Raw genomic sequence first — 16278 nt, 5'->3', positions numbered from 1 at the left:
GTGTCTTTGGAAAGATCGCAGCCTCGTTGCACTCGACAGCTCCTACGGGGCTGTCGATGAACAATGCTTAGCTGGCAACCTGAGTCAACTGCTGCATCCGCTGGATATACGCTTCTATCTCCACTTCTGCCGCTTCGCGGGTGGCGAACGGACCCTCTTGGGTGCCCTCACGTGTATTGAAATAAAACTCGCCGTTAACCCGGCAGATCCGGTCACTGCGAAAAATAGTCGTAGGGGCGGGATCCAAGGCGCGTTTTCCAAGCATGTCGGGTCTCCAGAGTGCAGCGAGGTCTGTTTCAAATGAGCATATGTGTTGTCCCAGATTCCCGCCTGTCCAGCCGATCGACGGCTACGACCCATACAATCCCATGGGCGGCCTCTGCCCAACTGTCCCTGTGTCGTGACGCAATAGACGCCTAGAATGGATGTCCTTTGTCTTGGGCTTCGAGGGTTGCATGCACATATCGTCCGGTCGCTGGGTCTACGGCCTGTTCCTCGCCCTGTTGACTGCCCTGCTCTGGGGAATCCTGCCGATCAAGCTCAAGCAAGTGCTGCAAGTGATGGACCCGGTCACCGTGACCTGGTTTCGCTTGCTGGTGTCCGGCGGTTTGCTGTTCATCTATTTGGCCGCCACCCGGCGCTTGCCTAGTCGCAAGGTCCTTGGCCCACGCGGCGGCTGGCTGGTGGCGATGGCAGTGCTCGGGCTGGTGGGCAACTACGTGTTGTACCTGATGGGCCTGAATCGCTTGAGCCCCGGCACCGCGCAATTGGTGGTGCAGATGGGGCCGATCATGTTGCTGGTCGCCAGCCTGTTCGTGTTCAAGGAGCGGTTCAGTGTGGGGCAGGGCATCGGCCTGCTGGTGTTGCTGATCGGTTTCGCGCTGTTCTTCAACCAGCGCCTGGGCGAGTTGCTGACGTCCCTGAGCGACTACACCGCCGGCGTGCTGATGGTGTTGCTGGCGTCGACGGTCTGGACGTTTTATGCCCTGGGCCAGAAGCAATTGTTGACGGTGTGGAATTCGTTGCAGGTGATGATGGTGATCTACCTGTTCTGCGCGTTGCTGCTCACGCCCTGGGTGCATCCGTTGGAGGCGCTGCAATTGAGCCCGTTGCAAGGCTGGCTGTTGCTCGCATGCTGCCTCAACACGCTGATTGCCTATGGCGCGTTTGCCGAAGCCTTGGCTCATTGGGAGGCGTCGCGGGTCAGCGCGACGCTGGCGATCACGCCGCTGGTGACGTTCGCCGCAGTGGCGATGGCGGCTTGGTGGTGGCCTGATTATGTCCATGCCGAGCAGATCAATCTGCTGGGGTATGGCGGGGCGGTGCTGGTGGTGCTGGGGTCGGCGCTGGTTGCCCTGGGCCCGTCGCTGATCGCCGGGCTCAGGGCCCGGCGCGAGCGTTTGGCTGTCGGGCGTTAGCCCGCTGTGGGAGCGAGCTTGCTCGCGATAGCGGCCTATCGATCAACGCAAGACTCAGCCCTGGCTACCGGCCTCCAGCATATTTTCCGGCCGCACCCAGGCATCGAACTCTTCATCGGTCAGGTACCCCAGTTGCAGCGCCGCCTCACGCAGGGTCAACCCTTCGCCGTAGGCTTTCTTGGCGATTTCCGCCGACTTGTCGTAGCCGATGTGCGGGTTCAGCGCGGTCACCAGCATCAACCCACGCTCCAGGTGCGCGGCCATCTGCTCGGCATCCGGCTCGAGCCCGGCGATGCAGTGCTGCTGGAAGTTGCTGCAGCCATCGGCCAGCAGGCGAATCGATTGCAGCAGGTTGTGGATGATCACCGGTTTGAACACGTTCAGCTGCAAATGCCCCTGGCTGGCGGCAAAACCGACGGTCACGTCGTTGCCCATGACCTGGCAGGCCAGCATCGACAAGGCCTCGCACTGGGTCGGGTTGACCTTGCCGGGCATGATGGAACTGCCCGGTTCGTTGGCCGGCAGTTTCACCTCGGCGAACCCGGCCCGGGGGCCGGAGCCCAGCAGGCGCAGGTCGTTGGCAATCTTCATCAAGGTCACGGCGAGGGTTTTCAGTGCGCCGGACAGGGACGTCAGAGGTTCATGTCCGGCCAGCGCGGCAAACTTGTTCGGCGCGGTGACGAACGGCAGGCCCGACAGCGCCGCCAGTTCAGCGGCAATCGCTTCGCCGAAACCATGGGGTGAATTGAGCCCGGTGCCGACCGCCGTGCCGCCCTGGGCCAGTTCGCAGACCGCCGGTAGCGCGGCGCGGATCGCCCGTTCGGCGTAATCGAGTTGGGCAATGAATGCCGACAGTTCCTGGCCAAAGGTGATTGGCGTGGCATCCATCATGTGGGTACGGCCGGTCTTGACCAGTTTCATGTGGCGCGCCGCCAGTTCCGCCAGGCCGCCGGACAGCTCACTGATGGCTGGGAGCAATTGCTGGTGGACAGCCTGGGCGGCGGCAATGTGCATCGCGGTGGGGAAGCAGTCGTTGGAGCTCTGCGAACGGTTGACGTGGTCGTTGGGGTGCACGGGGCTCTTGCCGCCGCGGGGGTTGCCGGCCAGTTCGTTGGCGCGCCCGGCGATCACCTCGTTGACGTTCATGTTGCTCTGGGTTCCGCTGCCGGTCTGCCAGACCACCAGTGGAAACTGGTCGTCATGCTGGCCGGCCAGCACTTCGTCGGCAGCCTGTTCGATCAGGCGGGCGATATCGGCGGGGAGATCGCCATTGCGATCATTGACCCGCGCGGCGGCTTTCTTGATCAGTGCCAGGGCATGCAGCACCGACAGCGGCATGCGTTCGTTGCCAATGGCGAAGTTGATCATGGAACGCTGCGTCTGGGCGCCCCAGTAGGCGTCGTCCGGGACTTCAACCTGGCCAAGGCTGTCGGTTTCGATACGGCTCATCGGGTCAAACTCCTTAAGGGCTGAATGCGCAGTTTAGGCCCAGATGGGCGGCACCGGTTCCCTCAATCATCCTTCAATCCAGGGACGGCGGGTTCGGCCCGTCAATCGGACCTGGCAAGCATCGGGGTTGAGGCCCAGCGTTTTTTAGGCGCAGAATGGTCGCCCTTGGGGTTTTACCTCGCCTGTAATGAAAGGAAACTCGATGACCCGTCTTCGTGCCATCTGTACCGCAGTTGCTCTGGTGTGTGCCAGCGGCCCTGTTTTCGCCGATACCGCCAGCCACAACGCCAGCGCCGAAGCGTTCCTGACCCTGGCGCACGCTGACAAACTGGGCACTCCGGTATACATGCAAGTGCAGCAGATGTTTGCCCAGCGCTTTGAACAGACCAAGGCCCCTGAGTCGAAAAAAGCCACCCTGGAAACCTACCAGGCCAAAGCCAATGCCGCGCTGGACCAAGCCATCGGCTGGAACAAGCTCAAGCCGGACATGGTCAAGCTCTACACCAGCAACTTCAGCGAATCGGAGCTCAAGGACCTGGTCGCTTTCTACCAATCGCCATTGGGCAAGAAAGTCCTCGAGAAAATGCCGCAGTTGACCCAGCAATCGGCCCAACTGACCCAGGCCAAGCTTGAAAGCGCGGTCCCGGTGGTCAACAAACTGCTTGCGGACATGACGGCCGAGCTCGAGCCAAAAGCCGCCCCAGCCAAGAAAAAGCCGTAAGCGGAGCCCGGTATGAGCATGCAACAACGCATCGAATCGACACTCGGGCTCCTGCAGCCCGAGCACTTGCAAGTGCTGGATGAAAGCCACATGCACAGCCGTGGCCTGCAGACCCACTTCAAGGCCGTGGTGGTCAGCCAGCAGTTCGAAGGGCTCAATCGCGTCAAGCGTCACCAGAAGGTCTACGGCACGCTGGGCGAGCTGATGGGTGAGTTCCATGCGTTGGCGCTGCACACCTATACCCCCGAAGAATGGGCGCAGATCGAAGCGGCCCCGGCTTCGCCGACGTGTGCCGGTGGCAGCAAGCACTGATCGATAGGGCGATGAGGCTTTTTGTGGCGGGCTGTAGGAGCTGTCGAGTGCAACGAGGCTGCGATCTTCTCCTTACACTTGAATCTCAAGCGAAAGATTAAAAGATCGCAGGCTTCGCCAGCTCCTACAGAGCAGCCGGGAGCAAGCTCCCTCGCCACGATAAGCGCTTCGCTCCAGGGCACTTTGCTCCTAAAGCCACATTGTTTTTGTTAGAATCCGCAACGCGCCTTCCCGGGCGCGTTTTTTTTCGCATCCGGTTCACCCTTTACGAGGGTAGCCACCTGGAGAAACACCCATGACACAACCCATTGTCGTGGCGGCACTGTATAAGTTCGTCACCCTTGAAGATTACGTCGAGCTGCGTGAGCCCTTGCTCAAGGCCATGCTCGACAACAGCATCAAAGGCACGTTGCTGATCGCCGAAGAAGGCATCAACGGCACGGTCTCCGGCACTCGCGAAGGCATCGACGGCCTGCTGGCCTGGCTCAAGAACGATCCACGCATGATCGACATCGACCATAAAGAGTCGTACTGCGATGAGCAGCCGTTCTACCGCACCAAGGTCAAGCTCAAGAAAGAAATCGTCACCCTCGGCGTCGAAGGCGTGGACCCTAACAAGCAGGTCGGCACCTATGTCGAACCGCAGGACTGGAACGCGCTGATCAGCGATCCGGAAGTGTTGTTGATCGACACCCGTAACGATTACGAAGTGTCCATCGGCACCTTCGAGGGCGCCATCGACCCCAAGACCACCAGCTTTCGTGAATTCCCTGAGTACATCAAGGCCAACTTCGACCCGGCCAGGCACAAGAAAGTCGCGATGTTCTGCACTGGCGGCATTCGTTGTGAAAAGGCCTCCAGCTACATGCTCGGCCAGGGTTTCGACGAGGTTTATCACCTCAAGGGCGGCATCCTGAAATACCTCGAAGAGGTCCCCCAGGAAGAAACCAAGTGGCGCGGTGACTGCTTCGTGTTCGACAACCGCGTGACCGTTCGCCACGACCTCAGCGAAGGGGACTACGATCAATGTCATGCTTGTCGTACCCCGGTAAGCGTAGAAGACCGCGCCTCGGAGCACTATGTGCCTGGCATCAGTTGCCCGCACTGCTGGGATAAACTGAGCGAGAAAACCCGTCGCAGCGCCATCGATCGGCAGAAGCAGATCGAGTTGGCTAAGGCTCGCAACATGCCGCATCCGATCGGCTACAACTACAAGCAAACATCTTCCGAGGCTTGAACCATGGCGTCGCGCCTGCTCTATGTGATGGACCCGATGTGTTCCTGGTGCTGGGGCTTTGCGCCGGTGGCCGAGGCGTTGGTAGAGCAGGCGCATGCCGCGGGGGTGGAGTTGCACCTGGTGGTGGGCGGTTTGCGCACCGGCAGCGGTTCGGCGCTGGAGCCGACCACCCGGCGCTACATTCTTGAACACTGGCAGGCCGTTACCCAGACCACCGGCCAGCCCTTCAAGCTTGAAGGCGCATTGCCGGACGGTTTCGTCTACGACACCGAGCCTGCCTGCCGGGCACTGGTCACGGCTCGCAGCCTGGCCCCGGACCTGGCCTGGAAGTTGGTGAAGCTGATCCAGCAGGCTTTTTATGTGCAAGGCCGCGACGTGACCCATGCCAGCGTGCTGGTGGAACTGGCCGAACAGGCCGGGTTGCCACGCATCGAATTCGCCGCGGCCTTCGACCGCGCCGACCAACATGCGGCCACCGCTGCGGATTTCACCTGGGTACAGGACTTGGGTATTGCCGGGTTCCCCACACTGTTGGCCGAGCGTGATGGCCAGTTGGCCTTGCTGACCAACGGTTACCAGCCCCTCAGCCAACTGTCGCCTTTGCTTGGCCGCTGGCTGGAGCGCGCGACCTGTGCCTGACCGGCCACCAGATACATCGGCCTCGCAGCGCATCGACCGGTTGAGTTGGGCCGAAATCCGTCGTCTGGCCCTCAAGCATAAAAAAGCCCTGTGGATTGCTAACGGCGTGGCCGTGCTGGCGACGCTGTGCAGCGTACCGATCCCGTTGCTGTTGCCGTTACTGGTGGATGAAGTCCTGCTGGGGCATGGCGATGCGGCCCTGAAAGTCATGAACCAGGCGCTGCCCATAGGCTGGCAGCGCGCGGCCGGCTACATCGGGCTGATGTTGCTGGTAACCCTGGCCCTGCGCTGTGGCGCATTGCTGTTCAACGTGGTGCAGGCGCGCTTGTTCGCCCGCTTGGCCAAGGACATCGTCTATCGCATTCGCATCCGCTTGATCGAACGTCTCAAGCGAATTTCCCTGGGCGAATACGAAAGCCTGGGCAGTGGCACCGTGGCGGCCCACCTGGTCACCGACCTCGACACCCTGGACAAATTCATTGGCGAAACCCTCAGCCGTTTCCTGGTGGCGATGTTGACCCTGGTGGGCACCGCCGGGATCCTGGTGTGGATGCACTGGGAGCTGGCGCTGCTGATCCTGCTGTTCAACCCGCTGGTGATCTACGCCACGGTGCAGTTGGGCAAGCGGGTCAAGCACCTCAAGAAACTGGAGAACGACAGCACCTCGCGCTTCACCCAGGCCTTGACCGAAACCCTGGATGCCATCCAGGAAGTGCGCGCCGGTAACCGCCAGGGTTATTTCCTTGGCCGCTTGGGAATGCGCGCCAAGGAGGTGCGTGATTACGCCGTGAGTTCGCAGTGGAAAACCGACGCCTCGAACCGCGCCAGTGGTTTGCTGTTCCAGTTCGGCATCGATATTTTCCGCGCGGCGGCGATGCTCACCGTGGTGTTTTCCGACCTGTCCATCGGCCAGATGCTGGCGGTGTTCAGCTACCTCTGGTTCATGATCGGTCCGGTCGAGCAACTGTTGAACCTGCAGTACGCCTATTACGCCGCTGGCGGTGCCTTGAACCGGATCAATGAACTGCTGGCCCGGGCCGACGAGCCCCAGTACACGGGCGTCGTCGATCCGTTCAAGGGCCGTGACACGGTGGGCATCGAGATCCAGGGGTTGAGTTTCGGCTACGGCGAGGAGCTGGTGCTCAACCAGTTGAACCTGTCCATCTCGCCGGGCGAGAAAGTCGCTATCGTCGGGGCCAGCGGCGGCGGCAAGAGCACCCTGGTGCAGTTGTTACTGGGGCTGTACACGCCACAATCGGGCAGCATTCGTTTTGGTGGCGCCACGCAACAGGAGATCGGCCTGGAGACCATCCGGGAGAATGTTGCAGTGGTGTTGCAACATCCGGCGCTGTTCAACGACTCGGTACGGGCCAACCTCGCCATGGGCCGAGAGTGCAGTGACGACGACTGCTGGCGGGCACTTGAAATCGCCCAGCTCGATGCTACCGTACGGGCGCTGCCCCAGGGCCTGGAGAGCGTCGTTGGACGTTCCGGGGTGCGGCTGTCGGGCGGGCAGCGTCAACGGCTGGCCATCGCCCGCATGGTACTGGCCGACCCACGGGTGGTGATTCTCGACGAAGCCACTTCGGCACTGGACGCTGCCACCGAGTACAACCTTCACCAGGCACTGGCGCGCTTTTTGAGCGCACGCACCACGCTGATCATCGCCCACCGGCTCTCGGCGGTGAAGCAGGCCGATCGGGTATTGGTGTTCGACGGTGGGCAAATCGCCGAAGACGGAGACCATTTGCAACTGATTGCCGAAGGTGGCCTGTACGCCCGACTCTATGGTCATTTGCAACAGATTCAGCAGCCTTGAGTTTCCCGAGTTTTTCTGCGCTTAGTATCGGAAAAAAAGCAGGCAAACACGCCGATTTTTCTGAATTCCACGCAAAGTCTGTCGATCTGTTCATCCATTCATTCGAAGGGTCGAAAACTAGCCTAGGCTATTGAGTCAGGAGCGGAATTCTGGCGGGTGTTCATCCGGCAATACCTGTGCAAGGGACCTCATGAAGCAAAAGCAGACTCTCGGAACACCACGGCTGCTGGGCATCGTCTGGCCCTTTATCGCCGTCGTGCTATTTCAGGCATTGCTTGGCGGCGTCAGCCTTTACGTGCTGTCCGCCGTTCGCGGCTATGTGGCGGGGGAGAGTCTCTGGTCCAAGGGCCAGAAAGACGCCATCTATTACCTCAATCTCTACGCCGACAGCCGAGACGAGGCGATTTTCCGCAAATACCAGCAAGCCATCGCCGTCCCCGAGGGCGGCCATAAGTTGCGGGTGGCGCTGGACCGCGAACCGCCGGATCTCGAAGCCGCACGGGCTGGGATTCTCCAAGGTGGCAACCATCCTGATGACGTGTCCAGCGTGATCTGGTTGTACCTCAATTTTCGCCACTTCAGTTATCTGGAAGAAGCCATCGATCTCTGGACGGTGGGCGACGGCTACCTGATCGAGCTGGATAACGTCGCCCGGCAGATGCACAGCAGCATTACCGCAGGGCAGGCGTCGGAGGTGGATGTCCGCGGCTGGAAGGCGCAGATATTTGCGATCAACGATTCCGTGACCCCGGCTGCCAAGGCATTCAGCGATGCACTGGGGGAGGGCTCGCGTTTCATCCTGCGGCTCTTGTTGGTGACCAATTTTGCCACCGCCCTGGGGTTGATCGTCCTGGCGTTGTTGCGAACCCATAAATTGCTCACTCAGCGGCAGGTGTTCGCCAATGCGTTGCAGATGGAGAAAGAGCGGGCGCAGATCACCCTGCAATCCATTGGAGACGGGGTCATCACCACCGACGTCGAGGGCGCCATCGCCTACATGAACCCCGCTGCCGAAGCGATGACCCATTGGAAAGCCGAACACGCCACGGGCTTGCCCCTGGCCGCGTTGTTCAATTTGCTCGATGACAATGCCCAGACCGAGGGGCTGACCCTGATAGAGCACATCCTCAGCGGCCGGCTCAGCGGTGCCAGCGAGCATTCGAAACTGATCCAGCGCCTGGATGGCAGCACCGTGTCGGTCACCCTGGTGGGCGCGCCAATCCGTCATGCGGGCAAGGTCAGCGGCGCCGTGTTGGTGTTGCATGACATGACCCAGGAACGCCAATACATCGCCAACCTGTCGTGGCAGGCCACCCATGACGCCCTGACTGGCCTGGCGAACCGCCGGGAATTCGAATATCGCCTCGAGCAGGCCTTGCACAACCTCACTCGCCAGGTCGGGCGTCATGCCTTGATGTTTCTCGACCTGGATCAGTTCAAGCTGGTCAACGACACCTGCGGCCATGCAGCGGGTGACGAATTGTTGCGTCATATCTGCGCCTTGCTGCAATCAGGGTTGCGGGAAAACGACACCTTGGCCCGGCTGGGCGGGGATGAGTTCGGGATCTTGCTGGAGAACTGTTCGCCGGAAGCGGCGGAAAAGATTGCCGAAGGGCTGCGCCAGACCGTGCAGAACCTGCACTTTGTCTGGAAGGGCCGGCCGTTCGTGACCACCGTGAGTATCGGCCTGGTGCATATCGCCCAGACGCCGACGACCCTCGAGGCGTCCCTGCGGGCTGCCGACATGGCCTGCTACATGGCCAAGGAAAAGGGCCGCAACCGGGTCCAGGTCTATCATGCCGACGACTCGGAGCTGTCCCTGCGTTTTGGCGAAATGGCCTGGGTCCAGCGCTTGCACATGGCCTTGGAGGAAAATCGCTTCTGCCTCTACGCCCAGGAAATCGCCGCGTTGGGCCCAGGCGAACATGGCGGCGGGCACATTGAGATCCTGTTGCGCCTGCATGACGAAGCCGGGCGGATGATCCTGCCGGACAGCTTCATTCCCGCGGCGGAGCGCTATGGCCTGATGACCTCCCTGGACCGTTGGGTGGTGGAGAATGTCTTCAAGATCATCCGCCAGTGCCTGAATGATTCACGACAGGGGCCCATGGCGATGTGTGCGATCAATCTGTCAGGCACAACGATCGGAGATCAAGCATTTCTCGACTTTTTGCGTAAACAGTTCGCGGCTTATTCGATTCCGCCAGAAATGATTTGTTTTGAAATTACAGAAACCAGCGCTATTTCGAATTTGGGCAGTGCGATTCGCTTTATCAATGAACTCAAGAGCTTGGGATGCTACTTCTCGCTGGATGACTTTTGCGCCGGAATGTCTTCATTCGCTTACCTGAAACATTTACCTGTAGACTTCCTGAAGATCGACGGGAGTTTCGTAAAGGATATGCTGGACGACCCGATTAACCGTGCAATGGTCGAAGTGATCAATCACATCGGTCACGTCATGGGTAAGCGCACGATTGCCGAGTTTGTTGAAACCGCCCAGATCGAGCAGGCATTGCTGGAAATAGGGGTGGATTACGCTCAGGGGTATGTGATCGAACGCCCGCAATTGTTTACCTGTGACACGTTGCAATGTCGGCCGGCCCGGCCCCAGCCGTTGTTATTCAAGGCCCCCGGCACGTTCCGCTGAACCTCTTGTTGATCCGGAAAATCACAATCAAAAGGAGCCCGACAGTGATCGACACATTCAACCGAACAGGCCCGCTCATGGACGCCACGAGCTATCCGAAATGGGCACAGCAGCTCATTACCGATTGCAGCGAGAGCAAGCGCCGGGTTGTCGAACACGAACTGTATCAGCGCATGCGCGACAACAAGCTCAGCGCCAGGACCATGCGCCACTACCTCATTGGTGGTTGGCCGGTCGTCGAACAGTTCGCTTTATACATGGCACAGAACCTCACCAAGACCCGCTTTGCCCGCCACCCCGGCGAGGACATGGCGCGTCGCTGGCTGATGCGCAACATTCGTGTCGAACTCAACCATGCCGACTACTGGGTCAACTGGAGCGCCGCCCATGGCGTGACCCTGGAAGACCTGCAAGCCCAGCATGTGCCGCCTGAGCTGCATGCCTTGAGCCACTGGTGCTGGCACACCAGTTCCTCGGATTCGCTGATCGTGGCCATCGCCGCGACCAACTATGCCATTGAGGGGGCCACGGGAGAGTGGTCTGCGCTGGTGTGTTCCAGCGGTGTCTACGCGGCCGCTTTCGCCGAGGAAGACCGCAAGCGGGCCATGAAATGGCTGAAGATGCATGCCCAGTACGACGATGCCCATCCTTGGGAAGCCCTGGAAATCATCTGTACGCTGGCGGGGATGAACCCAAGCAAAGCCCTGCAAACGGAGCTGCGCCAGGCCGTGTGCAAGAGCTATGACTACATGTACCTGTTCCTGGAGCGTTGCATGCAACTGGAGCACTCGGAGACGGTGAGCAAGTCTTCATCCACCCGCGAGCGCCTGGCACTGGCGGAAAGCTGATTTCTACCCCAACAGATAGCCACAACCCATGTGGGAGCGAGCCTGCTCGCGAAGCGGTCTGACAGTCGACGGGGAGGTTGACTGCCAGACCGCTTTCGCGAGCAAGCCCGCTCCCACAGTTGTTTTTCAGCCTGCCATTGCCAGTCGATTACGTCCTTCGCGTTTGGCCACGTACAGTGCGCTGTCAGCCCTGCGCAGCAGGCTTTCCGATGATTCCCCTGGTAGCAGGGTGGCGCAACCCAGGCTGACCGTCAGCTCGATCCTTGTGCCTGCGGCGAAATAATCCTGGGTCTGGGCGGCATAACGCAGCCGTTCACCGACCATGGCCGCAGCGTCCCGGCTGGTATTGGCCAGCAGGATCAGAAACTCTTCGCCGCCGAACCTGAACACCATGTCCACGTTGCGCAGCTGGCTCTTGATCGACTCGGCCACGGCCTTGAGCACTTCGTCGCCAACGCCGTGACCATGGCTGTCGTTGATGCGCTTGAAATGGTCGATGTCGAGCATCAGCACCGACAAGGGTTGCGAATGACGCTTGGCCATGTCGATCTCACGCATCAGCGTCTGGTCCATGGCAATGCGGTTGCCGGTACCGGTCAGCGGATCGCGCAGGGCGCTCTGGGTGGCGGCGCGATAGAGCAATGCGTTGCGCAGTGGGTACAGCAGCGTCGACATGATGGATTCAAGGTCGCTCTGTTCCGCTTCAGTGAAGCGCTGGTTGCGACGGAATACCAGTTCACCCAGGTGTTCGCCTTCATGGCTGAGGTTATAGCTGAGGGTGTGATGCCCGCGTTGTCCGAACTCCAGGCGCAGATCACTGGCTTTGTGCTGGTAGGCCAACGCATCCAGGGGCACCAGCCGCTGGATTTCCCGGAAAAACAGGCCGAGGATTCGCTGTGGCTCCAGGCTGGTCTGCAGCTGCTGGCTCAGTTGCTGGCGCAATTGCGAAAGACTGACGGAGCGTGCCGCGAGCGGCGATGGCTGGCCAAGACCCAGACGCTGCAATTTGGCGCTGTCGAAGTCAATCGCGTTGATCTGGGTGGGCGTTTTCATATGGCGTTAGCCCCTGAGCTAAATCTGTCCTGGCAGGTTGGGTGTGGCGGCTTTGGGCTGCGCGTCGTACTAGTCCTTCAGTCCCGTAGGACAATTGATCCAAGTTTAGTCCGCTTTCCCTGTCAGGCATCAATCTCGTCTCAACGTCCGTTACCCGCCGAACATGGCGTGTTTGAGGATATTTAGAGCGAAAGTCGTGCCATTCGGTTCATTTCAATAAAAACCGATTGAAAATCAATGGATTGGCAGAAAGGTACGGCAGTCCTGGCGACGTGGACTTGGCGGTTCGTCTCGCTGGGCATCGACCCAAGGCCCGTACCGCGACGGTAAATCGTCGCGACACGGGCCGGGCTCACTATTGCGCGTTGAGCGCCTGGCCGTTGACGCCGGAGCTGTCCGGGCCCATGAGGTACAGGTAGACCGGCATGATCTCCTCGGGCGTCGGATTGTTGAGCGGGTTTTCCCCCGGGTAGGCCTGGGCGCGCATGCTGGTACGGGTGGCGCCGGGGTTGATGCTGTTGGCGCGCACGGCGGCAACGGTGTCGACTTCGTCGGCCAGGGTTTGCATCAGCCCCTCGGTGGCGAACTTGGACACGCCATAGGCGCCCCAGTACGCCCGGCCCTTGCGCCCGACGCTGCTGGAGGTGAACACCACGGACGCATCCTTGGACAGCTTGAGCAGGGGCAGCAAGGTGCTGGTGAGCATGAACATCGCGTTGACGTTGACGTGCATCACCCGCATGAAGTTCTCACCGGACAACTGTTCCAGGGGGGTACGCGGGCCGATGATCGAGGCGTTGTGCAGCAGACCGTCCAGATGACCGAACTCGGTTTCGATCATCGCCGCCAGTTCATCGTACTGATGAGGCAGCGCGGTTTCGAGGTTGAACGGGATCACCGCCGGCTGCGGATGACCGGCCGCTTCGATTTCATCGTAGACCTGGGTCAGGTTGGCTTCGGTCTTGCCCAGCAGCAGCACGGTGGCGCCATGGGCGGCGTAGGCTTTCGCCGCAGCGGCACCGATACCGCGACCGGCGCCGGTGACCAGAATCACCCGGCCATTGAGCAGGTCAGGGCGGGCGGAATAATCAAACATAAAAAAACCTCAACAAATCAATCTGTTGGCAGAAGCTGTAGTGTCAGGGGATTGAGCCCCGCCATTGGAAGCAGGCTGTGGGAGCAAAGCTTGCTCGCGAAACAGGCGCCTCGATTTCTGGACGACCGCATCGCCTTCATCGCGGGCAAGCCTTGCTCCCACATAAATTCCTTCATCACAAGACAGTCACATCAGCAACTGCACAACGCGTTATCCAGCACCTCGCGCAGCGCCGATGGGTGATCGATCACTACATCCGCGCCCCAGTGCCTGGGGTTGTCGTCCGGGTGGATGTAGCCATAGGTCACCGCGCAGGTCTTGGTGCCGGCGCTGCGACCGGACTCGATGTCCCGCAGGTCATCACCCACGAACAGCACGCTGGCCGGGTCCAGGTCGAGCAGCTTGCACGCCAGGGTCAGCGGTTCCGGGTCCGGCTTGCTGTTTTTCACGTGGTCCGGGCAGATCAGCACTTTCGAGCGTTCGGCCAGGCCCAGTTGCTGCATGATCGGTTCGGCGAAGCGCACCGGCTTGTTGGTGACCACGCCCCAGATCAGGTTGGCCGCTTCGATATCGGCCAGCACCTCGGCCATGCCGTCGAACAAATGGCTGTGGACCGCGCAACCCTTGAGGTAGCGGTCCAGGAACTCCTGGCGCAGTTCCTCGAACCCCGGTGATTCCGGGTCCATGGAAAAGGTCACCGCGACCATCGCCCGGGCGCCGCCGGAAATCTCGTCGCGAATGTGCTGCGTGTTCATCGGTGGCAAGCCACGGTCGGCGCGCATGGCCTGGCAGATGGCGATGAAATCCGGCGCGGTGTCGAGCAGCGTGCCGTCCATGTCGAAGAGAACCGCTTTGAGACGCATCGACTTACTCCTCGCGCAGGGTTTGGATCATGTAGTTGACGTCAACGTCGGCGGCCAGCTTGTAGTGCTTGGTCAGCGGATTGTAGGTCAGGCCAATGATGTCCTTGACGGTGAGCCCGGCCGCACGGCTCCAGGCGCCCAGTTCGGAAGGGCGGATGAATTTCTTGAAGTCGTGAGTGCCGCGAGGCAGCAGCTTCATGATGTATTCGGCGCCGACGATGGCGAACAGGTAGGCCTTCGGGTTGCGGTTGATGGTGGAGAAAAACACCTGGCCGCCCGGCTTGACCATGCGGAAGCAGGCGCGGATGACCGATGACGGGTCTGGCACGTGCTCAAGCATTTCCAGGCAGGTGACCACGTCGAATTGGCCGGGCATTTCTTCGGCCAGGGCCTCGGCGGTGATCTGCCGGTATTCCACGCTGACGCCCGACTCCAACTGATGCAGTTGTGCAACCGCCAGTGGTGCTTCGCCCATGTCGATGCCCATCACCGTCGCCCCGCGCTGGGCCATGGCTTCGCTGAGGATACCGCCGCCACAACCGACGTCGAGCACCTTCTTGCCAGCCAGGTTGACCCGTTCGTCAATCCAGTTGACCCGCAGCGGGTTGATGTCGTGCAGCGGCTTGAATTCACTTTCGCGGTCCCACCAGCGATGGGCCAGGGCTTCGAATTTGGCGATTTCGGCGTGGTCGACGTTGCTCATGTGCAGATCCTCGAAAAGCTTGAAAAATCAGGTGCCCCGAGCCGTGGCTCAAGGGGCGTGGTTATTCGTTGTGGCCGCTGATGCGGCGACCCCAGGCCTGGGCCGTGGCGATCAGTCTTGATTCGTCCATGCGGGTCAGTCGGCCATCTTCCAATAGCGGCTTGCCGCCCACCCACAGGTGTTTTACGCAATCGCGCCCGGTGGCATAAATCAGTTGCGACACCGGGTCGTAGATCGGCTGCTGGGCCAGGCCCGACAGATCGAAGGCCACCAGGTCGGCGGCCTTGCCCACTTCCAGCGAACCGACTGTCGCTTCGATGCCCAGCGCCCGGGCACCATTGAGCGTGGCCATGCGCAGTGCCCGATGAGCATCCAGGGCCGTGGCCGAGCCGGCGACGGCCTTGGCCAGCAGGGCGGCGGTGCGGGTTTCGCCGAGCAGATCCAGGTCGTTGTTGCTCGCCGCGCCGTCGGTGCCGAGGGCGACATTGACACCGGCCTGCCACAGGCGCTCCACCGGGCAGAAACCACTGGCCAGTTTCAGGTTCGATTCCGGGCAGTGGATCACGCTGCAATTGCTTTCTACCAGCAAGGCCTGGTCTTCGTCGCTGATTTGAGTCATGTGCACGGCCTGAAAGCGTGGCCCCAGCAGGCCAAGTCGTCCCAGGCGCGCCAGCGGTCGCTCCGCGGTGTTATCCACAGCCTGCTGCACTTCGAAGGCGGTTTCGTGAACATGCATATGAATGGCCGCGTCCAGTTCCTCGGCGATCACGCGGATTTTCTCCAGGTTCTCGTCGCCTACGGTGTAGGGCGCGTGCGGGCCGAATGCGACTTTGATCCGTGGGTGGTGCTTGAGGTCGCCAAACAACTCGATGCCCTGACGAATGGCTTCGTCGGCGCTGGCGGCGCCGGGGATCGGGAAATCGAGGATTGGAATCGCGATTTGCGCACGAATACCACTGTCGTGAACACACTCGCTGGCGATCTTGGGGTAGAAATACATGTCGGAGAAGCAGGTGATGCCGCCCTTGATCTGCTCGGCGATGGCCAGGTCGGTGCCATCGCGCACGAAATCTTCATCGACCCATTTGGCTTCCGCCGGCCAGATATGCTGTTCGAGCCAGCTCATCAAGGGCAGGTCGTCGGCCAGGCCGCGGAACAGGGTCATGGCTGCGTGGCCATGGGCATTGATCAGGCCGGGGCTGAGCAGCATGCCGGGCAGCTCACGGACCTGGGCGGCGTTACACTTGAGGGCTTCTGCCCGTGGACCGATGAACACGATGCAGCCGTCGCGAATGCCCAGGCCATGATCCTTGAGTACTACACCGGCGGGTTCGACAGGCACCAACCAGGTCGGCAGCAATAATAAGTCGAGCGCAACGGCAGGCTTGGGCATCGTGGAACGGTTCCATGGGGTATAAAGGATGGCGAAGTATACCCGAGCGTCTTCGCGGAGGGATCGCTATAATCGGC

General features: G+C 60.7%; 15 protein-coding genes. 8 read left to right on the top strand and 7 right to left on the bottom strand.

Annotated features, from left to right (window positions below):
- Positions 1-67 precede the first annotated feature (67 nt).
- The gene (locus ASC85_RS04940) at positions 68-265 is read right to left on the bottom strand and encodes a DUF6316 family protein (protein ID WP_003199200.1); all 198 of its coding nucleotides are present in this window, start codon (positions 263-265) and stop codon (positions 68-70) included.
- 190 nt (positions 266-455) lie between these two features.
- Here ASC85_RS04940 and ASC85_RS04935 point away from each other — a divergent pair, with 190 nt between their 5' ends.
- On the top strand, positions 456-1418 hold the full coding sequence (locus ASC85_RS04935) for a DMT family transporter (protein WP_057448564.1): 963 nt from the start codon (positions 456-458) through the stop codon (positions 1416-1418).
- A gap of 54 nt (positions 1419-1472) precedes the next feature.
- On the opposite strand, the gene ASC85_RS04930 is transcribed toward ASC85_RS04935, so the two are convergent.
- Positions 1473-2867 carry a class II fumarate hydratase gene (locus tag ASC85_RS04930; RefSeq protein WP_057448489.1) on the bottom strand — a complete coding sequence of 465 codons (1395 nt, stop codon included), beginning with the start codon at positions 2865-2867 and terminating at the stop codon, positions 1473-1475.
- Positions 2868-3069: 202 nt separating this feature from the next.
- Here ASC85_RS04930 and ASC85_RS04925 point away from each other — a divergent pair, with 202 nt between their 5' ends.
- The 7 genes from ASC85_RS04925 to ASC85_RS04895 all read left to right on the top strand — a co-directional run bounded on the left by ASC85_RS04925 (position 3070) and on the right by ASC85_RS04895 (position 11093).
- Positions 3070-3588 (top strand): DUF2059 domain-containing protein, encoded by a 519-nt coding sequence (locus tag ASC85_RS04925; protein ID WP_018602923.1) that lies wholly within the window; start codon positions 3070-3072, stop codon positions 3586-3588.
- A gap of 12 nt (positions 3589-3600) precedes the next feature.
- A complete protein-coding gene (locus ASC85_RS04920) occupies positions 3601-3900 on the top strand; it encodes a BolA family protein (RefSeq protein ID WP_057448488.1) in 300 nt (99 codons plus the stop codon).
- Between the two features lie 295 nt (positions 3901-4195).
- Positions 4196-5137, top strand: coding sequence for an oxygen-dependent tRNA uridine(34) hydroxylase TrhO (gene trhO / locus ASC85_RS04915; protein ID WP_057448487.1), 942 nt, complete (start codon positions 4196-4198; stop codon positions 5135-5137).
- A 36-nt stretch (positions 5138-5173) separates the two neighbouring features.
- Positions 5174-5776 (top strand): DsbA family protein, encoded by a 603-nt coding sequence (locus ASC85_RS04910; protein ID WP_177343158.1) that lies wholly within the window; start codon positions 5174-5176, stop codon positions 5774-5776.
- Complete coding sequence (locus ASC85_RS04905) at positions 5769-7595, top strand: ABC transporter ATP-binding protein (RefSeq protein WP_057448485.1); 1827 nt, start codon at positions 5769-5771, stop codon at positions 7593-7595. Before ASC85_RS04910 ends, ASC85_RS04905 begins: the two co-directional genes overlap by 8 nt.
- Positions 7596-7785: 190 nt before the next feature.
- Positions 7786-10245 carry an EAL domain-containing protein gene (locus tag ASC85_RS04900; RefSeq protein ID WP_057448484.1) on the top strand — a complete coding sequence of 820 codons (2460 nt, stop codon included), beginning with the start codon at positions 7786-7788 and terminating at the stop codon, positions 10243-10245.
- A 77-nt stretch (positions 10246-10322) separates the two neighbouring features.
- Positions 10323-11093 (top strand): TenA family transcriptional regulator, encoded by a 771-nt coding sequence (locus tag ASC85_RS04895; RefSeq protein ID WP_414706002.1) that lies wholly within the window; start codon positions 10323-10325, stop codon positions 11091-11093.
- Positions 11094-11219: 126 nt separating this feature from the next.
- Here the strand turns inward: ASC85_RS04895 and ASC85_RS04890 are convergent, their stop codons facing one another.
- The 5 genes from ASC85_RS04890 to ASC85_RS04870 all read right to left on the bottom strand — a co-directional run bounded on the left by ASC85_RS04890 (position 11220) and on the right by ASC85_RS04870 (position 16201).
- Positions 11220-12146, bottom strand: a complete 927-nt coding sequence (locus ASC85_RS04890; protein ID WP_057448482.1) for a GGDEF domain-containing protein — start codon at positions 12144-12146, stop codon at positions 11220-11222.
- Between the two features lie 355 nt (positions 12147-12501).
- The gene (locus ASC85_RS04885) at positions 12502-13242 is read right to left on the bottom strand and encodes a YciK family oxidoreductase (RefSeq protein ID WP_057448481.1); all 741 of its coding nucleotides are present in this window, start codon (positions 13240-13242) and stop codon (positions 12502-12504) included.
- Positions 13243-13433: 191 nt separating this feature from the next.
- Positions 13434-14105, bottom strand: a complete 672-nt coding sequence (gene mupP, locus ASC85_RS04880; protein WP_057448480.1) for an N-acetylmuramic acid 6-phosphate phosphatase MupP — start codon at positions 14103-14105, stop codon at positions 13434-13436.
- 4 nt (positions 14106-14109) lie between these two features.
- Positions 14110-14808, bottom strand: coding sequence for a bifunctional 2-polyprenyl-6-hydroxyphenol methylase/3-demethylubiquinol 3-O-methyltransferase UbiG (ubiG, locus tag ASC85_RS04875; protein WP_003199224.1), 699 nt, complete (start codon positions 14806-14808; stop codon positions 14110-14112).
- 61 nt (positions 14809-14869) lie between these two features.
- Positions 14870-16201 (bottom strand): TRZ/ATZ family hydrolase, encoded by a 1332-nt coding sequence (locus ASC85_RS04870; protein ID WP_057448479.1) that lies wholly within the window; start codon positions 16199-16201, stop codon positions 14870-14872.
- Between the last annotated feature and the right edge of the window lie 77 nt (positions 16202-16278).

It is taken from the genome of Pseudomonas sp. Root401, from assembly GCF_001425105.1.
Classification (GTDB): domain Bacteria; phylum Pseudomonadota; class Gammaproteobacteria; order Pseudomonadales; family Pseudomonadaceae; genus Aquipseudomonas; species Aquipseudomonas brassicacearum.
The sequence above is the reverse complement of the archived record's forward strand: the minus strand, read 5'-3'. Positions and strand labels throughout refer to the sequence as shown.

Excerpts from the sequence above, each read along its gene's own strand:
- ASC85_RS04870 (WP_057448479.1), bottom strand. The coding sequence starts at position 16,201 with ATGCCCAAGCCTGCCGTTGCGCTCGACTTATTATTGCTGCCGACCTGG.
- ASC85_RS04885 (WP_057448481.1), bottom strand. The coding sequence starts at position 13,242 with ATGTTTGATTATTCCGCCCGCCCTGACCTGCTCAATGGCCGGGTGATT.
- ASC85_RS04910 (WP_177343158.1), top strand. The coding sequence starts at position 5,174 with ATGTGTTCCTGGTGCTGGGGCTTTGCGCCGGTGGCCGAGGCGTTGGTA.
- mupP (WP_057448480.1), bottom strand. The coding sequence starts at position 14,105 with ATGCGTCTCAAAGCGGTTCTCTTCGACATGGACGGCACGCTGCTCGAC.
- ASC85_RS04900 (WP_057448484.1), top strand. The coding sequence starts at position 7,786 with ATGAAGCAAAAGCAGACTCTCGGAACACCACGGCTGCTGGGCATCGTC.
- ubiG (WP_003199224.1), bottom strand. The coding sequence starts at position 14,808 with ATGAGCAACGTCGACCACGCCGAAATCGCCAAATTCGAAGCCCTGGCC.
- ASC85_RS04920 (WP_057448488.1), top strand. The coding sequence starts at position 3,601 with ATGAGCATGCAACAACGCATCGAATCGACACTCGGGCTCCTGCAGCCC.
- trhO (WP_057448487.1), top strand. The coding sequence starts at position 4,196 with ATGACACAACCCATTGTCGTGGCGGCACTGTATAAGTTCGTCACCCTT.
- ASC85_RS04930 (WP_057448489.1), bottom strand. The coding sequence starts at position 2,867 with ATGAGCCGTATCGAAACCGACAGCCTTGGCCAGGTTGAAGTCCCGGAC.
- ASC85_RS04935 (WP_057448564.1), top strand. The coding sequence starts at position 456 with ATGCACATATCGTCCGGTCGCTGGGTCTACGGCCTGTTCCTCGCCCTG.
- ASC85_RS04890 (WP_057448482.1), bottom strand. The coding sequence starts at position 12,146 with ATGAAAACGCCCACCCAGATCAACGCGATTGACTTCGACAGCGCCAAA.
- ASC85_RS04895 (WP_414706002.1), top strand. The coding sequence starts at position 10,323 with ATGGACGCCACGAGCTATCCGAAATGGGCACAGCAGCTCATTACCGAT.
- ASC85_RS04940 (WP_003199200.1), bottom strand. The coding sequence starts at position 265 with ATGCTTGGAAAACGCGCCTTGGATCCCGCCCCTACGACTATTTTTCGC.
- ASC85_RS04925 (WP_018602923.1), top strand. The coding sequence starts at position 3,070 with ATGACCCGTCTTCGTGCCATCTGTACCGCAGTTGCTCTGGTGTGTGCC.